The sequence below is a fragment of the Halomonas sp. GFAJ-1 genome, assembly GCA_002966495.1.
In the GTDB taxonomy this organism is placed as follows: Bacteria; Pseudomonadota; Gammaproteobacteria; order Pseudomonadales; family Halomonadaceae; genus Vreelandella.
In genome coordinates this window covers 2,666,139-2,679,487 of record CP016490.1, presented here as the reverse complement: position 1 = coordinate 2,679,487, position 13,349 = coordinate 2,666,139, and the positions used below count along the sequence as shown (strand labels likewise).

Below are 13,349 nucleotides of genomic sequence, written 5' to 3'. Positions count from 1 at the left end.
AGATACCCAGACAGAAGGGCTAAGTTCATAATCTTAGCCCTTTTTTATGCTGTCGTACTAATATATCAACCTTAGTGAGTTTGCTTCATGAATCCGCGTACTCCGCGCTCATTGCGTTTTCGTTTCTTTGCTGCACTTAGCGGATTATTGATCGGCGCAATCACTGCGCTAGCAGCAATTAGCATATGGCTTATATTTCCAGCCCTGCAGGAAGAAGAGCGTGCAACGATAAAAAGGGAGCTTGATCGCGTTGAGCGTAGCTTTCAACTGGATCAACAGCAGCTACACGCCCAAGTGCGAGACTGGGCTCATTGGGATGATACCTATCAGTTTGTCCAGGGCAATTACCCGCGCTACGCAGACGTCAACTTTAGCCAAGAAATGTTTGAGAATATGCGCTATCAGCTAATGGCGTTTTTCACTCGCAATGGCGATGTTCATTTTCTTGCAGGAATAAACCCGGCAACAGGCAGCTATCAAACATGCCATACTCCCGCAGATATCTGTAGCTGGATGGCTCCGTGGGTTAACAGCATGCAAGCTGCCATCAAAGAAAACAGAACTGATCAAACTAATATATATCCTGATAATCCTCTCGCCGCCGTAGCCTCTAGCCCCATTTTGCTTACCGATAAAAGTGGCATATCGCCAGGATGGCTGTTTAAGACACGTACGCTAAATAATGAATGGCTGAGATTTTTGGAGGATTATACTGGGTTATCAATCAATCTTAGCGTCAGTAACCAGGCAGCGCCTCTAAATGACACTTTTAGCTTCTCAGGTAACACTGTAGTTGCCGAACGCTACCTCCCCATTTCAGGCTCAACTGCTCCCGCCTCCTTAGCTGTTGGAGTAGAGCTTGACCGAACTAGCTATTTAACCAGTTTAGCCACCTTTCGTTACGTACTGCTATGGACAGCAGGCTTGATGATAGCTGTCATTGTCATAGTACTTTTACTGCTTGAGAAAATCGTTCTTAAACCACTGAGGTTATTAACCCAATTCACTCAGCAAGTAGGAACACAAGAAATAAATCACGATAAGCTTACCAATCGCAATGACGAAATAGGCCTACTTGCACGTACGTTTGAGCAACAGTTCACCCGCCAACGGCAGCTCAATGAAAAATTAAGTATTCTCTCCACCCACGACCCTTTAACGGGATTACCTAACCGTCGCCTTTTTGATCAAGAGTTACAGCGCGCTGTAGAGCAAGCAATAGCCCATCACACCCCGGTTGCGGTGATGATGCTCGATATTGACCATTTTAAATTATTTAACGACCATTACGGCCATCCCAAGGGCGACCACTGCCTTGCCACCGTGGGCGCAACACTTCAAGCGTTTGCCGAGAATAATGACGTTTTGATTGCCCGAACCGGCGGCGAAGAGTTCTCTGTTCTCGCAGAGATGCCCGCCGACCAGGCGCACCGGTTAGCCAACGCTATTAATGCGGAAATTGATGCGCTTAATTACCCGCATAACTTTTCACCGGTTGCCCCTCACCTTACCTTTAGTATTGGTATCAGTGCGCTGGAGATCAATGAGCACTTTACACCTACGGCACTTATGAGCACCGCCGACCAAGCCCTTTATGAGGCGAAAAAAGCGGGCCGACATCAGGTGCGACTTTATGCACCACCGCTAGTCAAAGAGACTATTTCTACGCACAATACCCCGCCATGAGTGAACTCTTTATCATTTTGGTCAGCACCGCGCTGGTCAATAATTTCGTACTGGTACAGTTTTTAGGGCTGTGCCCTTTCATGGGCGTTTCCAATAAGCTGGAATCAGCCATGGGCATGTCTCTGGCCACAACCTTTGTACTTACGCTTGCCTCCGCGGCCAGCTACGTGGTGTATCACGGTTTACTGGTGCCCTTTGATATTACCTATCTGCGTACCATTAGCTTTATTGTAGTGATTGCTGCCGTCGTACAGTTCACCGAAATAATGGTGCGCCAGCTTAGCCCCCTGTTGCATCAGGTGTTGGGGATTTTTCTGCCGCTAATTACCACCAACTGTGCCGTACTCGGGGTAGCGCTACTATCACTTAACCGCGAGCTGAGCTTTTTCCACACGACACTCTATGGCCTAGGCGCAGCGCTAGGGTTCTCGCTGATCCTGGTACTGTTTGCCGCGATGCGCGAGCGCTTGGCCAGCGCCGATGTACCCATGCCCTTTAAGGGGGCAGCCATCGCGATGATTACCGCAAGCCTTATGTCGCTAGCGTTTCTTGGTTTTTCTGGCTTGGTGCAGGGGTAACCCATGGGCGATACATTTTCATGGTGGGGCATTGTCAGCGCCATAGGCGTGCTGACAGGGCTAGGTATTATCTTTGGAGCACTGCTGGGCATGGCCAGCGAACGTTTTAAAAGCGAAGCGAACCCGCTGGTTGAGCAAATTAATGCGCTGCTTCCGCAAACCCAATGCGGCCAGTGCGGCTACCCTGGCTGCCGCCCCTACGCTGAAGCCATTAACCAAGGCGATGCCCTCAACAAGTGCCCACCCGGCGGCGACGCCACTATTCACGCATTGGCTGACCTATTGGGCCGAGAGCCAGCGCCTTTAGATGGTGACGCTGCCACCGACGATACCGTCGCGTTTATACGCGAAGCGGAGTGCATTGGCTGTACTAAGTGCATTCAGGCATGCCCGGTTGATGCCATTATTGGGGCCGCCAAGCAGATGCATACCGTGATTGAAGATGAGTGCACCGGCTGCGACTTATGTGTAGCCCCCTGCCCCGTGGATTGCATTGATATGCTGCCCAGAAGTAAACCGCTCACCCAGTGGCAGCCGTTAGTAAGCGCTTCTGGAATCATTGCCAGTGACCGCCCCCACGCCAGGAGTGAGCATGCCCGCCTTTGAGTTTCCAGGCGGCATTTACCCGCCCGAGCGTAAAGCCCGCTCGAATCAATCTAAGTTGCAGGTTGCAGCGCTGCCGGCCCAGGTAACGCTGCCTTTAAAACAGCATGCAGGGAACGCTGCGACGCCCTGCGTTGCGATGGGAGACAGCGTGAAGGTGGGCAGCTTGATCGCCCAGCGCGATGGTATGATTTCCGCCCCTCTTCACGCCAGCGTAAGCGGCACCGTCACCCAGATTAGCAACACCGCGATTACCATTGAGTCGGATGGGTTAGACAACTGGCAAAGGCTACCACCGCTTGATTGGCGGGCAGCCTCACCGGCCACACTACTCGAGAGGCTAGATAGCAGCGGGCTAACCGGCCTAGGGGGGGCGGGCTTTCCCACTTACATTAAAGCCCAGGTCGCAGAGCATCACGCGATAGACACACTGGTGGTTAACGCCGCCGAGTGCGAACCCTATATCACCGCTGACGACCTTACCCTGCGCAGCTACCCCGCGGATGTACTGGAAGGCGCCCAGCTAATTGCCAGACTCTGTGGTGTGCAAACCATCGTTATCGGGATTGAAGATAACAAACCCGAGGCCATTAGTGCCTTAGAGCACGCGCTCCCCCAGGCACAGCATCCGGCAGCCATCGTGCTGAAGGTCATCGAGACCCGCTACCCCAGCGGAGGTGAACGCCAGTTAATCAAAAAAGTGCTTAATCGTGACGTGCCCAGCGGTGGTTTACCTGCCGATGTGGGCACGCTATGCCATAATCCTGGCACCCTGCTGGCAGCACTTCACGCCGTGCGCGACGGCAAACCATTGGTTGAGCGTATTGTTACCCTGACCGGCGAAGCGGTTAGTACCCCAGGGAATTACTGGGTACGGCTAGGTACATCGGTGGCCAGTTTGCTCGACGGCGTTGGTTTAATGCCCGGGCAACTCCATCAGGTTATTGTTGGCGGTCCTATGATGGGCACCCCCCTTGCCACGTTAGACACGCCGGTGACGAAAACCACCAACTGCCTGATTGCCGCTACCCTGGCAGAGCTACCACCAGCGCCTATTGAGTCGCCCTGCATTCGCTGCAGTGCCTGCGAAAGTGTGTGCCCCGCCCAACTACTCCCCCAGCAGTTGCACTGGTATGCCCGGGCCGAAAACGATAGCACGCTGGAAACACTTAACCTGTTTGACTGTATTGAGTGCGGCGCCTGCAGCTTTGTGTGCCCAAGTTTTATTCCGTTGGTTAAGGATTATCGTTTAGCAAAGCAGCGCATCCGCATGAAACAGATAGAAACAGCCAAGTCCGACCACGCCAAGCATCGCTTTGAATTCCGTCAAGCACGCCTAGCCCGGGAAGATGCTGAAAAACAGGCCCGCCGCCAGGCAAGGCTGGCTCAAACGCAAAAGCCTTCGACGAGCACTGCAGGTGATCACGCCACGCCAGAGGTAGATCTACGTAGCCTGCGAATTGCCCAAACCGCTGCCAAAGCTGCGGTTAAAAAAGCTGAAAAAGTGCTAGCCAGGGCCGCCGAACAAGATCCTAAGCAGCGCTTTGATGATTTAGAAACCCAGCTTGCAACCGCCCAAGAAAACCTCAAGGCGGCGGAAGCGCGCCTCGCCAGCGCGCGCGAGAACGCCATCCAAAAGGACACCCCATGAGCATGATGCACGCCGCCCAGGTAGGCGCTGCCCCATCAACCGCCCACCTTATGCGGTGGGTCATCGTGGCAACCCTGCCGGGCATAGCGGCCATGACGTTCTACTTCGGACTGGGCGTGATCAGTAACGTGCTACTAGCCGGGTTATTTGCCCTTGGTGCTGAAGCACTGATAGTAGCCCTACGCCAGCGCCCAGTAAGGCCAGCGCTGCGGGATTCCAGTGCGCTGCTTACCGGCGTACTGTTAGGCGCTTCTCTACCGCCCGCTAGCCCCTGGTGGCTCATCGCGGTGGGCGTAATGGCCGCAGTTGTGGTCGCTAAGCAGCTGTATGGCGGTTTGGGCCACAACCCATTCAATCCGGCCATGGTGGGCTATGCCTTACTACTAGTGTCGTTGCCTACTTACATGACGCTGTGGTCGCCGCCCCAAGCACTCACGGCCGAGTCGCTATTCAACCAAACGCTATGGGCGCAAATTATTGGCTCCCTGCCACCAGCAACGCTTGATGCGTTGAGCGGAGCCACGCCGCTTGACGCCTTCAAGCACAAAGGTGAGGCGGTGCTTGCCAGCGAGTTCTGGGCCAGCCAGCCGCTTCCCGAAGGCACGCTTAGCGCTTGGCGCAACGTGGCGTTTGCTTGGTTAATCGGCGGGCTAGTGCTAATTGCCAAGCGTATTATCAGCTGGCATATCCCCATCGCCATGCTGGGTAGCATGATGCTGCTAGCGACGCTGTTTTATGCCAGCGACCCAAGCCACTTTGCCTCGCCGCTGTTTCACCTATTAACGGGCGCCACGCTATTTGGGGCGTTTTTTATCGCCACTGACCCGGTCTCAGCGGCCACCAGCCAACGTGGCAAACTGATTTATGGAGCGGGCATTGGTGCCCTCGTGATGATTATTCGCACCTTCGGCGGCTACCCCGACGCAGTGGCGTTTGCGGTACTACTAATGAATCTCTGTGTACCGCTATTAGATATCTACACCGTGCCGCGTCCAAGCGGCCATGCCAATACAGCAACTCACTCAGCGCCCAAGGAGCCACTATGACGCCTCGCCAAGCGATGCTACGCGGCGCCTTTGCCCTAGGGGCCTTTGCACTAGTCACCGCGGGCAGTGTCGCACTTACCCGCGCGCTAACCGCCGAGAGAATTGCCACCCACCAGCTCGCCCATCAACACCGCCAGCTGCAGCAAGTACTGCCCCCTGCGCTGGCTGACACGCCTATTCAAGATGTTTTAAATGGCGTATTTGAGCTACCCAACCCTTCGCAGCTTGGGCATCGCAGTGAGACGCAAGGCTGGCAAATTCATAGCGGCGATGGAAGCGCACTTATTCTGCCGGTGGTGACGCGCCAAGGCTATAACGGTGAAATCAGGCTGCTAGTCGGCATTGACCAACAGCGCAAAATAACCGGTGTACGGGTTACCCAGCACCAGGAGACGCCAGGGCTCGGCGATGATATCGAGCGCCAGCGCAGCGACTGGATAACTCACTTTGACGGGCTGAGCTTAACCAGCCTGCCGCCGGGAAGCTGGGCGGTACACAAAGATGGCGGACAGTTTGATGCTTTTACCGGTGCAACCATTACCCCCCGCGCCGTGATTAATGCGGTACATCAGGCGCTTTTATATACAACAGAGTCCAATCTCCCCATCACCTTTGAGGAGCCAACGCCATGAGCCAATGGCGCCAACTCACCCGTGAAGGGCTGTGGTCTAATAACCCTGCACTGGTTCAGCTGCTGGGGCTTTGCCCGTTGCTGGCTGTTAGCGGCAGCGTGGTCAATGCCCTCGGGTTAGCCATTGCGACGCTGCTGGTGATGGTCGGCGCTAGCACGACAATTTCACTCCTCCGCCATCAGGTACCCAGTGCGGTACGGCTACCGGCGTTTGTTATGATTATTGCCGCTTTCGTTACCTGTGCAGAGCTATTGATGGCCGCCTATGCGTACCCGCTTTACCAAGTGCTGGGGATTTTCATTCCGCTGATTGTTACCAACTGCGCCATATTAGGTCGCGCAGACGCCTTCGCCTCGCGCCAGCCAGTGCTGCCTGCCTTCGTCGATGGCTTTATGATGGGGCTAGGCTTTGGCGCGGTACTGATCGTGCTCGGGGCGATACGTGAACTGCTTGGCCAAGGAACGCTATTCAGCGGCATGGCGTTACTGTTTGGCCCTGCTGCCACTAATTGGCAGCTAACCTTGGTGGATAATTATCAGTTTTTGTTTTTCATCCTGCCGCCAGGTGCTTTTTTTGTTGCGGGCCTATTGATAGCGCTAAAAAATGCGCTCGATCAACGTAGCGCCACGCGAGCACGCCCAGCCACGGTTACGCCACGTAGCGATCGTCGGGTAAGGGTGACCGGCACAATCAAATAAAGTAGCCTTTAATAACCAAGAGAAGACTCCATGAATGCCCAAAAGCGTCATGAAATTTTTGCACGCCTACAGGCGGAAAACCCACACCCCACGACCGAGCTAAACTGGAGCACGCCTTTTGAACTGCTGGCCGCCGTGCTGCTCTCCGCACAGGCTACAGACGTTGGGGTGAACAAAGCTACCGCTAAACTTTACCCAGTGGCCAACACCCCGCAAGCCATCATTGACCTTGGCATTGATGAGCTAAAGCGCCACATTAAAACCATTGGGCTTTTTAACACCAAAGCCGAAAATCTGATGAAAACCTGCCACTTGCTGGTTAATCAGCACGGTAGCGAGGTACCGAAAACACGCAAAGAACTGGAGGCCTTACCCGGCGTTGGGCGAAAAACGGCGAACGTGATTCTTAATACGGCTTTTGGGCAGCCCACCATTGCCGTGGATACGCATATTTTTCGAGTATCCAACCGTACGGGCATTGCCAAGGGTAAAGATGTCGTAGAGGTTGAGCAGAAACTGCTAAGGCACATACCCAAGGCATTTAAACAGGATGCCCATCACTGGCTGATTCTCCACGGCCGCTATACCTGCATTGCGCGTAAGCCGCGCTGTGGTAGCTGCATTATCGAAGATCTGTGCGACTATAAAGAAAAAACCGAGCTTGGTTAAACACCAGGCTAACAACATGAGGATGCTGATGCCCACGCCTGCCACACTGCTCCATAACCAGCCTATCGCTGAGCGTATTGATGCGCTGTTAAACCTTTCCAAACAGCATGCCGAGCACTACTGCAGCCCTGGCGCCTGGCTGTCGCGGCAGCGCTATATGGCACAGCACCCCACGTCTATTGTGGTTATGAAGTGTATGGATGGACGCATTCATATTCCCCATGCAACCCGCACACCGCTGGGCATTATTACCCCGTTCAGAAACTTAGGCGGTATTTTTGATTTAGGCTGGCCGTATTTAGGGGAGCTATTAACCGACTCAGTACTCGATGCTGCTAAAGCCGGGCATGCCACATTGATGTTGATTACCTATCACTTTTCCAGCGGGCATCAAGAACGTGGCTGCGCCGGATTTGACTGTGACACTGAAGCAGCCAAAGCACATGCCTATGCCATAGCCAAGCAGGCCGGGCAGTTATTTGGTGATGATCACCAGCAGGTGTACCCACTGGTATGCGGGTTTGAAACCGACAGCGACGCTTTGATCCTCCACGGCCAGCATGGCGAGGTATTGGACAGTCGTGACTTGATCGGCCTAGCGCCAGAGGCCTTAAGTACTCAACTTGCCAGTCTCTGTCCCGATATGCCCTGGGAGATACAGCGAGACTTACTGCCCCTACTAGCAGGCAACGTGGCCCACGTTAGCGAGCTACAGGGCGTAGAGCGAGATTTAGATATTGAGCACCGTGAATGGGTGATTTGTGTAGGCCGTGGCTTTGACTTTCTTCACCTACCGAACACCGCACTGATTATCGGCCCCTATGGGCCTGATCTAGCCGAACCGATAGGTATCGCCGCCGCGATCATTGAGGCTAACATGCGCGCCGGACGAATTCCCGACGACGGTTTCATGCTGCTCGCCTCAACCCCTTACCAGCACAGCGGTGTAGATCGCGCACGAGCAGAAATGAAGTCCCGCTTTCTGTCAGACTTCGCAGAACGTGTGATACAGCGGGAACACCCAAAACTTGCCCAAAAAATGCGCCGCCATACAGCGGTGGTACACTGGCCAACCCGCCGACTAGCCTCTCTGGATTAATCGACTAAGCACTTTTGGCTATTCGCTTTCACCTATAAGGAGGTTGCGATAAGCCCCCCGCCACTGCGGCCATTGCCACGGGTAAGTATCCAGCAACGGCGGCTGGCTATCGGGTTCCATTAGCCAAGCGTATAGCCGGTGATAGAGCCCTTCGGTCGTCCCGTCATAGCGGTACTTTTCGGGGTAAAGCGCGGGAAAGCAGAGCCTATTTGGCACCAGGGGCAGCGCTCCTCGCTGGGCGGCTTCCATAATCGCCAATCCTTGGAACTCATGCCAAGTGGTTGAGACCACGATGCCGCCGCCATTAAGGAGTGCACGGTATTCTGGCTCTGGCTGCGGCCCCCAACAAATCGTTTGCTTGGCAAGGCGCTGTTCAGCCTCTGCAAAAATGGGCGGCACATCTCGGAAGCGTTGACCAAGCACCGCTAGCTCAAACGGCACCTGCTGCTCGCTTAGCGTGAACAGAACGCCAAAAAAATCCTCAGGATTTTTATCGTACTCCCAGCGATGATTCCACATGACACGCCGCGGGTTCGCATTCACTTGGGGGGCATTATCTACCGAGGCTATGGGTACCGGCAGCACCTTTGACCGCTGACGCATCTGCTCCAATGGCTTGGCAGCAGGCAGATTCTCCGGCATCTTTTTTAGAAACTGGCGCGCACCATCAAAAAATGAATCCCGATTATAGGCTGTGTTAAAGACTATCGTATCCGCTGCCAGCGCCGCATAGAGGTTGACCATTTTGGCCTCTACCTGAGGCATCTGCTCACTGGACACTGGGTAGGCAAACTGGTTTTCGTGAAAATACACAATTTTTCTAGCCTGCCCTAACTGGGGAAACAACCCTACGAGCGTAGCAAAGTCCACCATCGAGGTTGCCAGCACGACATCATAGGACTGGCTCAGGGTTTCATGCTCCTTCAGCCACCAGCTCAGCGGATTGCCGCGAATCCGCCACGAAAAGTGACGGGGAGGCAGGGTTAGTAACGTCCAAGAAAACTCATCAAGCGCAGTCATTAAACTTTGTGCCCAATAGCGGTGACTCACCGCCTCGTAGGCCGATAATAAAAGTACCCGCATTAAAATCCCTGTTGCTCAAGCTTTTGCGCCAACATCTCTAACACTTCAATTCCTTGCACATCGGTAGGCAACCAAGGCAACGTCGGGCGTGGTAAACGCTCAAATAGTTCATCAATACGCGTAAGGTAGGTGGCTTCCTGCTCCCGGCGCGCCTGAAGGAAGTCACCGTCTGCTTCTATAGGTATCAGGCGATTGATCAGTACGCCAGCAACCGGTATGTGCACCTCTTCAAGGGCTTTCACGGCACGATCAGTTTCTAAAATCGGCAGCCGCTCAGGTGTCATCACAAATAAAAAGCTACACGCCTTAGAATCTTCAATACGCCTTCTGGCTTGATGGAATAGGCGCCGCCGATCAATTAGCGTTTTGGCGACATCCCGGGTGCGCTCGTCCAGATCGTCTAACGGGTCTACCGTTGGGTCGTCAAAGGGTGTTGCAACATCGCGGCCCCGCTTGGGCGTTAAATGCTCAAGCACCTTACCCAGCTCTGCCGACTTGCGGTTATGCGCCAACAGCCCGTCTGTCCAGGCTGCCATCGCCTCCGGCAGCGTTAACAGGCGAAGGGTATGCCCAGTGGGGGCGGTATCGAAAATAATTAGGTCATAAGGCGCACTATCATCCACCATCAGCCGCGCTAACCGCTCAAGCAAAGCAGCCTCCTGGGTGCCTGGCGACTGTCGGGTAAGGCGCATTTGGCGCTCTAGCTCCTGCATCATTTCGGGCGCAGCATAACGGCGCATTTGTTTAACCACACGGGCCAGATGCGCCTCTACTTCGATGTCAGGATCGATCTCCATGGCATCCAAATTGGGCAATAAACGGCGCGGTATATCCGACAGTGCGCGATCAAACACATCGCCCAGGCTATGCGCTGGATCGGTGGATACCACTAGTACCCGTTTTCCACGTCTAGCAGCAAGCACTGCTAAGGAAGCGGCGACGGTGGTTTTACCCACGCCGCCTTTGCCACCTACCCAGAGCAGGCGACGGTTCAGTACTGCTTGCATAGTAATCCCCAAAATAGGTAGCTCAGTATACTGGTTGCTTAGCTGGTCGCTCTCAACAACAGCGGAAATGATCCAAGGGCGAGTGCTCCATCCCCATCCGTTTGTGCCAGTCGTGGAAGCGTTCCAGCAGCAGCGGCTGTAGCTCAAGGGTGTAGTAGCCAGCGGGGTTTTCAAGCCCCATCATTTCAGAGAATACCAGCAGCATGAATAGGTCATCTTCGTCACGCCGTGCCCGAGCAATAGCACCCCGATAGCGAGCGCTATAAACCTCTTCGGTAAAAAAACGGGCTTGGTCTAGCCAAGCCCGTAATTTATCGCGACGCGACGACGACCCAGATGATGGGTCATCGTGCATAACGTTACCTCTCTGTTAACTGATTAGCTCAATTTACGACTTGGTTAGTCACTCTGCGCCGCCATGTCCGCACGCGAGCGTTTCAGTGCAGACGCACACTCCATTGCCACCATAATGGCTGCAATCAATACCACGACATCCAGCACCAGTAGGAACATATTGCCCTGATTCCAGAAGGTACGCAGCTGGATAAGCAGTGCCAGAATGGTCATTACCAGCAGGAAGCAGAGCGGCGCCAGCGTGTACCACATTGGGCGTCTCATACGCACCAGCATCACGGTGATAACCAACAGCGTTAGTCCCGCCAATAGCTGGTTAGTGGTACCAAACAGAGGCCAAATGATCAGGCCGCCAGAGCCGTCGGCGCCACCAGCACCAAACGCTAGCAGTAAACAGCTACCTACTGCTAGACCGGTGGCAATGGCAGGTTTTTTCATCCACTGCTGATTATAAATATCGCCCCACTCTTGGAAAATATAGCGCTGCAAGCGCAGGCCAGTATCCATGGTAGTACCTGCGAACAGCGCAGCCATGACGGTTAACAGCGTCGCCGCCGTTGCTTCAGGCAGGCCAATACCGTTATGAATGATAAAGGCACCCCCTTCAACAAAGGCATTTACACCGCCCTGGCCGAAGGCACTGTACATCGCCTGCCAATCACCTAATGTGGCGAAACCTGCCGTGGCTGCAAGAATAGCCGCCAGCGCTAACATGCCTTCACCAACCGCCCCGAAGTAGCCGACAAAGCGAGCATCGGTCTCTCTATTAAGCTGTTTAGACGTTGTTCCCGAGGAAACCAATCCATGGAACCCAGAGATAGCGCCGCAGGCAATGGTCACGAATAGCAAGGGAATCAACGATGGCGTACCTGCCGGAACATCGCTGTTAAAGGCGGGAGCTACTAGCGTTGGGTTCAACAGTACCAACGCACCGTAAAGGATAATCAAGCCAATAAACAGCTGCAGACCATTGATGTAATCTCGCGGCTGAAGAAGCATCCACACGGGCAGCAGCGACGCAATAGCCGCGTAGCCAAATAGAATCAGAATCCACACCGCATTACCTGACATGCCGGCAACTTCTGCAGGCATCTGAACAGGAACCGAGGGCCCAATGCCGATTAATAGATAAAGCGCCGCCACACCAATAATGGAAACCACCGGTAGGCTAAGAATGCGGCGATAAATCAATTGGCCAATAATCAGGGCAACAATAATAGCTCCCCACACCGGCACCACTGCGCTAGAGAAGTTCATCATTAATCCAGCGATGACCACGGCAAACACAGCGTTGACCATCAGCAGTACTAGGAAAATCACGATCATAAAGATGCTTCGTGCCCGCTTACCTACAACGTCGCCGGTTAGCGCACCCACCGACTTGGCTTTATTGCGAACACTGGCCCAAATGGCACCAAAATCATGTATCCCAGCAAAGAAAATGGTACCCAGTACCACCCATAAAAAAGCGGGTGCCCAGCCCCAGATAACCGCAATAGCAGGCCCAACAATAGGCGCCGCACCGGCTACCGATGTAAAGTGGTGGCCCCACAGCACAAACCGATTGGTGGGTACGTAATCAACGCCATCTTCAAACTCATGGGCAGGGGTTTTAAAGTCAGGATCTAACTGGTAGATCTTTTCTGCAATGAACTTAGAGTATACAAAATACCCTAAGGCCATTGCCGCAAGGCCTACCACCAGCAGGACAATAGCACTCATGGGCGCAGCTCCTTTGGTAGTTTCTCGTTATTGTTGACAATATTCGTTAGCTCATTGCCACCTGACTATAGTGGTATCATCAAACGTGTAAGTCTATGAAGAAGCCCATCTCTTCTTTTAATTAATCCCAAAGTTGTACAAATACAAAGTTGTGTAAATACAACGTTTTGTAAATACAAAGTTGTAGAGCCGCCAGCAGCTCATAAAGGCTAATCTAAACGATAAAATACCTAGCCCATGAGAATCACATGCCGACCCTACTTCTGTTGTTATTGTGCGCATTGCTCCTTGGGGCGGCCACAGGCTACCTGTTTCGCTTTACTAAACGCGGCACCACTTCACGCCCATCAGGGCTTGCTTATATCGGTATTATAGGGGGTGTTACTGGTTTTATTATTTTTCAGCTACTCGTTAAAACAACAGGAGCACCGCTATGGCTTTTACCGCTGCTGGTTGTTTCTCAAGTATGGCTTTGGCTTGGTCCATTTGGCCCTAAGCGTCAAGCTGGATAAAGCATGATT

General features: G+C 53.6%; 14 protein-coding genes. 10 read left to right on the top strand and 4 right to left on the bottom strand.

What is annotated here, in order from left to right; genetic code table 11:
• The first annotated feature begins 87 nt into the window (after nucleotides 1-87).
• From BB497_12005 to BB497_11965, 9 genes are read left to right on the top strand one after another with little or no spacing between them, the layout of a single operon-like run.
• Entirely contained in the window at nucleotides 88-1,686 is a 1,599-nt protein-coding gene (locus BB497_12005) for a response regulator (GenBank protein ID AVI63369.1), read from the top strand.
• Nucleotides 1,683-2,264, top strand: coding sequence for an electron transport complex subunit RsxA (locus BB497_12000; protein AVI63368.1), 582 nt, complete (start codon nucleotides 1,683-1,685; stop codon nucleotides 2,262-2,264). The genes BB497_12005 and BB497_12000 overlap by 4 nt, the downstream gene beginning before the upstream one ends.
• A 3-nt stretch (nucleotides 2,265-2,267) precedes the next feature.
• The gene (locus tag BB497_11995; GenBank protein ID AVI63367.1) at nucleotides 2,268-2,870 is read left to right on the top strand and encodes an electron transport complex subunit RsxB; all 603 of its coding nucleotides are present in this window, start codon (nucleotides 2,268-2,270) and stop codon (nucleotides 2,868-2,870) included.
• The gene (locus BB497_11990; GenBank protein ID AVI63366.1) at nucleotides 2,857-4,518 is read left to right on the top strand and encodes an electron transporter RnfC; all 1,662 of its coding nucleotides are present in this window, start codon (nucleotides 2,857-2,859) and stop codon (nucleotides 4,516-4,518) included. The genes BB497_11995 and BB497_11990 overlap by 14 nt, the downstream gene beginning before the upstream one ends.
• Nucleotides 4,515-5,564 carry an electron transport complex subunit RsxD gene (locus BB497_11985; protein ID AVI63365.1) on the top strand — a complete coding sequence of 350 codons (1,050 nt, stop codon included), beginning with the start codon at nucleotides 4,515-4,517 and terminating at the stop codon, nucleotides 5,562-5,564. The genes BB497_11990 and BB497_11985 overlap by 4 nt, the downstream gene beginning before the upstream one ends.
• The gene (locus BB497_11980; GenBank protein ID AVI63364.1) at nucleotides 5,561-6,196 is read left to right on the top strand and encodes an electron transporter RnfG; all 636 of its coding nucleotides are present in this window, start codon (nucleotides 5,561-5,563) and stop codon (nucleotides 6,194-6,196) included. The genes BB497_11985 and BB497_11980 overlap by 4 nt, the downstream gene beginning before the upstream one ends.
• Nucleotides 6,193-6,894 carry an electron transport complex subunit RsxE gene (locus tag BB497_11975; GenBank protein AVI63363.1) on the top strand — a complete coding sequence of 234 codons (702 nt, stop codon included), beginning with the start codon at nucleotides 6,193-6,195 and terminating at the stop codon, nucleotides 6,892-6,894. Before BB497_11980 ends, BB497_11975 begins: the two co-directional genes overlap by 4 nt.
• Before the next feature lie 30 nt (nucleotides 6,895-6,924).
• Nucleotides 6,925-7,563, top strand: coding sequence for an endonuclease III (locus BB497_11970; GenBank protein AVI63362.1), 639 nt, complete (start codon nucleotides 6,925-6,927; stop codon nucleotides 7,561-7,563).
• Nucleotides 7,564-7,591: 28 nt separating this feature from the next.
• Nucleotides 7,592-8,662 carry a hypothetical protein gene (locus tag BB497_11965; protein ID AVI63361.1) on the top strand — a complete coding sequence of 357 codons (1,071 nt, stop codon included), beginning with the start codon at nucleotides 7,592-7,594 and terminating at the stop codon, nucleotides 8,660-8,662.
• A gap of 18 nt (nucleotides 8,663-8,680) precedes the next feature.
• On the opposite strand, the gene BB497_11960 is transcribed toward BB497_11965, so the two are convergent.
• The 4 genes from BB497_11960 to BB497_11945 are packed head-to-tail and all read right to left on the bottom strand — an operon-like array spanning nucleotide 8,681 to nucleotide 12,828.
• A complete protein-coding gene (locus BB497_11960) occupies nucleotides 8,681-9,745 on the bottom strand; it encodes a glycosyl transferase family 1 (GenBank protein AVI63360.1) in 1,065 nt (354 codons plus the stop codon).
• Nucleotides 9,745-10,752 (bottom strand): arsenic-transporting ATPase, encoded by a 1,008-nt coding sequence (locus BB497_11955; GenBank protein AVI63359.1) that lies wholly within the window; start codon nucleotides 10,750-10,752, stop codon nucleotides 9,745-9,747. The genes BB497_11960 and BB497_11955 overlap by 1 nt, the downstream gene beginning before the upstream one ends.
• A 52-nt stretch (nucleotides 10,753-10,804) precedes the next feature.
• The gene (locus tag BB497_11950) at nucleotides 10,805-11,107 is read right to left on the bottom strand and encodes a DNA helicase (GenBank protein ID AVI63358.1); all 303 of its coding nucleotides are present in this window, start codon (nucleotides 11,105-11,107) and stop codon (nucleotides 10,805-10,807) included.
• Between the two features lie 44 nt (nucleotides 11,108-11,151).
• Nucleotides 11,152-12,828: a carbon starvation protein CstA gene (locus BB497_11945; GenBank protein AVI63357.1), complete on the bottom strand. Its 1,677-nt coding sequence runs from the start codon at nucleotides 12,826-12,828 to the stop codon at nucleotides 11,152-11,154.
• A gap of 248 nt (nucleotides 12,829-13,076) precedes the next feature.
• On the opposite strand from BB497_11945, the gene BB497_11940 reads away from it, so the two are divergent.
• A complete protein-coding gene (locus BB497_11940) occupies nucleotides 13,077-13,340 on the top strand; it encodes a hypothetical protein (GenBank protein AVI63356.1) in 264 nt (87 codons plus the stop codon).
• Nucleotides 13,341-13,349 lie beyond the last annotated feature (9 nt).